The 2,956-nt window shown below is 64.4% G+C and carries 4 protein-coding genes; 1 reads left to right on the forward strand and 3 read right to left on the reverse strand.

Annotated elements, in window-relative coordinates:
• Positions 1-15: 15 nt before the first annotated feature.
• The 3 genes from EOA29_RS31205 to EOA29_RS31215 form a co-directional block, all read right to left on the reverse strand.
• A complete protein-coding gene (locus EOA29_RS31205; protein ID WP_126091140.1) occupies positions 16-507 on the reverse strand; it encodes an SRPBCC domain-containing protein in 492 nt (163 codons plus the stop codon).
• Positions 508-562: 55 nt separating this feature from the next.
• Positions 563-910 (reverse strand): metalloregulator ArsR/SmtB family transcription factor, encoded by a 348-nt coding sequence (locus EOA29_RS31210; protein WP_126091139.1) that lies wholly within the window; start codon positions 908-910, stop codon positions 563-565.
• 145 nt (positions 911-1,055) lie between these two features.
• The gene (locus EOA29_RS31215; protein ID WP_126091138.1) at positions 1,056-1,961 is read right to left on the reverse strand and encodes a bestrophin family ion channel; all 906 of its coding nucleotides are present in this window, start codon (positions 1,959-1,961) and stop codon (positions 1,056-1,058) included.
• 226 nt (positions 1,962-2,187) lie between these two features.
• On the opposite strand from EOA29_RS31215, the gene EOA29_RS31220 reads away from it, so the two are divergent.
• Positions 2,188-2,631: an ACT domain-containing protein gene (locus EOA29_RS31220; RefSeq protein ID WP_126091137.1), complete on the forward strand. Its 444-nt coding sequence runs from the start codon at positions 2,188-2,190 to the stop codon at positions 2,629-2,631.
• The last annotated feature ends 325 nt before the right edge of the window (positions 2,632-2,956 follow it).

Below are 2,956 nucleotides of genomic sequence, written 5' to 3' on the forward strand. Positions count from 1 at the left end.
GAACCGAACTCTCGCTCAGAGCGTCTTGAGATAGGCTTCCAGCCGCCCGTAGCTCGCCATCACCATCTGGCCGAAGCCCATCTTCACCGCCATGTCGCGGGCAGCGATCGAGTTGGCGCGGATGTTGGCTACTATCCGCGTCTTGCCGCCGGCATCCTCGAACAGGATGGTCGTCACCATGTTGGGCGGCGGCAGGGTATCCTGCCACTGGCTACGATCGAGCGGCGCGTCGCGATAGACGATCCGCTCCGGCGGGGCGATTTCCAGATAGACGCTGTTGGTCGGATATTCGCTGCCGTCGGCAAAGCGCATGGTCAAACGCCATTGCCCGCCCGGCCTCACATCCATCTCGCAGACCGGATAGGTCGACCCTTCCGGTCCCCAGAACCGCACCAGATGGTATGGGTCGGTGAAAAGCTTGAACATCAGCGCGCGTGGCGCATCGAAGGTCCGGGTGATCATGATCACCGGGTCGTCGGATGGCGTGTCGATGGTCTGATCTGTCATTTTCCCCTCTCTAGATCGTCTTGCCTCGCATCGGCGACAAATTAGTTAGCCGCCTTCAATTTTGATTTCCGCCGGGATCACCAGCCTGCAAGGCCTGTAGATAGGTTTCCAGCCGGTCGAAGCGGGCGTCCCATAGCGCGCGGTAGGACTCCAGCCATTCGTCGATCTCACGCAATGGTTCCGGCTGCAGGCGGCGCGGCCGAAACTGCGCGTCGCGGCCGCGCGCCACAAGGCCGGCGCGCTCGAGCACCTTGAGGTGCTTCGACACCGCCGGAAAGCTCATGGCAAACGGCTCCGCCAGCTCCGTGACGGAGGCCTCGCCGAGCGCCAGCCGCGCCAGGATGGCGCGGCGAGTCGGGTCGGCAAGCGCCGCGAGAGTCAGGCTGAGGCTATCCGACGTCATTTATTAAACCAAGTAGTTATGTAACCTTTTGGTTCTATACGAGACGCTGGCGACCGAGTCAAGCGGCACGGTCCAAGATCGAATCCATGGCAACGCTTATCCGGCTCGCAAACCGGACGGCCAGGTTGGAAGGCTTTCGGTGGCCTCAGGAGAAATAGAACTTGTCGGCCGGGATCATCTTCGGCGGCGTCTCGCCCAGCGCCTCGAACACCGAAATCTCGCAGACGCGGCAGAGCCCGTCCAGCGCAAGGTCGTTGGGTTGGGTACCGAACGGATCCTCGAGTTCCTCCGATAAAGCGTCGAGGCCGAAGAAAGTGTAGGCGATCAGTGCTGTGAACAAGGGCGTCGCCCAGCCAGCAGCCGAGGCCAGCCCGAACGGCAGGAGCAGGCAGAAGATGTAGGCCGTCCGCTGCAGGAGCAGCGTGTAGGCGAAGGGCAGCGGCGTGCCCATGATGCGCTCGCAGCCGGCCTGGGCGGCGGCGATTTCCGACAGCCGCTCGTCGAGGATGCGGTAGCCGATCGTGTCGATCGCGCCGGCCTTGCGCAGCGCCGCGACGCGCGCGCCCATCCGGCGCACCATGGCGTCGGGCGCGTTGGAGGCGCGCGCGACCGATTCGGCCTCGTCGCCAATGAAGCCGCGTGCTTCGGAGAGGGCATCGACTCGCCTGATCAGGCCGCGCAGGAAATGGCAGAAGGCGATCGCGTCCATCAACAGGCCGCGCAATTCGGTCCGATCCTCGATCAGTCCGGTCGAGGCGCGCGCCAGGTTGCGGATGTCGAAGACGAGCTGGCCCCACAGCTTGCGTGCCTCCCACCAGCGGTCATAGGCGGCGTTGTTGCGGAAGCCGAGATAGATCGATAGCGCAACGCCGAGCAAAGCGAACGGCGCGGTGCCGGCATTGCCGAAATCGAGCTTCAGTGCCCGAACGATGACCACCACCAGCGCGCCATAGGCGGCGAAGCCGAAGATCTGCGGCAGGATGCGCGGCACCACAGAACCACGCATGATGAAGAACAGGTGCAGGAACCCTGGACGCGGGCGAACGATCATCGAAACCCCTCAAGCCAACGTGATACCCGTTCTTGTGCAACGCACAAGCCGGGTAAGCTCAGCCATCGGCGACATTTCCGTGTCGTTGGCGCTTTCGGCAACCGACCGGCCGGTCTAATGACGCTGTTATCGCGCCAGAGCAATTCCAGGAAAAGTGTGTAACGGTTTTCCGTCCGCAATTGCGTAAAAACAGCTAGTTGAAGCGACGCGTTGCTTGGGAGGAGAGATGAACGGCGAGACCGACCTGCAAAGACTGTTGGCGTCGATGACGCCGCACCTGTTGCCCGGCGTCTATGTCTTCGCGACGCTGGCGCCGGGTGCGGCCGTGCCGGACGGACTTGAGCCGGTTATGCAGTTTCGGGAGCGGGAAGGCCTGACGCTTATCTTGCCGGAGGACCAGGCAAAGGCGGCCGGCCTCATGGGCGCATTCCGCTGTTGCATGATCACGCTGAACGTCCATTCCTCGCTGGAAGCCGTCGGCTTCCTGGCCGCCATCACGACACGGCTGGCTACGGCCGGCATGGGCGTCAATCCGGTTTCGGCGTTCTATCATGACCATCTGTTCGTGCCGGCGGAGCGGGCGGAGGAGGCGATGAAGCTATTGCAGGAATTGGCGCAAGCCTTCCCTTCTCCCCTTGTGGGAGAAGGTGTCGCCGAAGGCGACGGATGAGGGTGTTCCAGCGGAGTGAGACGTCGGCGTTCCCTGGAACACCCCTCATCCGTCTCGGCGCTGCGCGCCGATCCACCTTCTCCCACAAGGGGAGAAGGGAGGTCGCGATTACGGCCGAAGGCCGGAGCCCGCGACTGCGGGCCGCCGGTCGTCCGGCGCCCCCGCGGAGGGCCAGCCGCGGCAGCGGCGGTGCGGCCCGTGAGCGAAACCAACCGGCCGAAGGCCGAGCCCGCGACCGCGGGCCGCCGGTCGTCCGGCGCCCCCGCGGAGGGCCAGCCGCGGCAGCGGCGGTGCGGCCCGTGAGCTAAATTAAGCCGCCTTCTTC

Origin of the sequence: Mesorhizobium sp. M1E.F.Ca.ET.063.01.1.1 (assembly GCF_003998155.1) — a bacterium.
GTDB lineage: Bacteria > Pseudomonadota > Alphaproteobacteria > Rhizobiales > Rhizobiaceae > Mesorhizobium.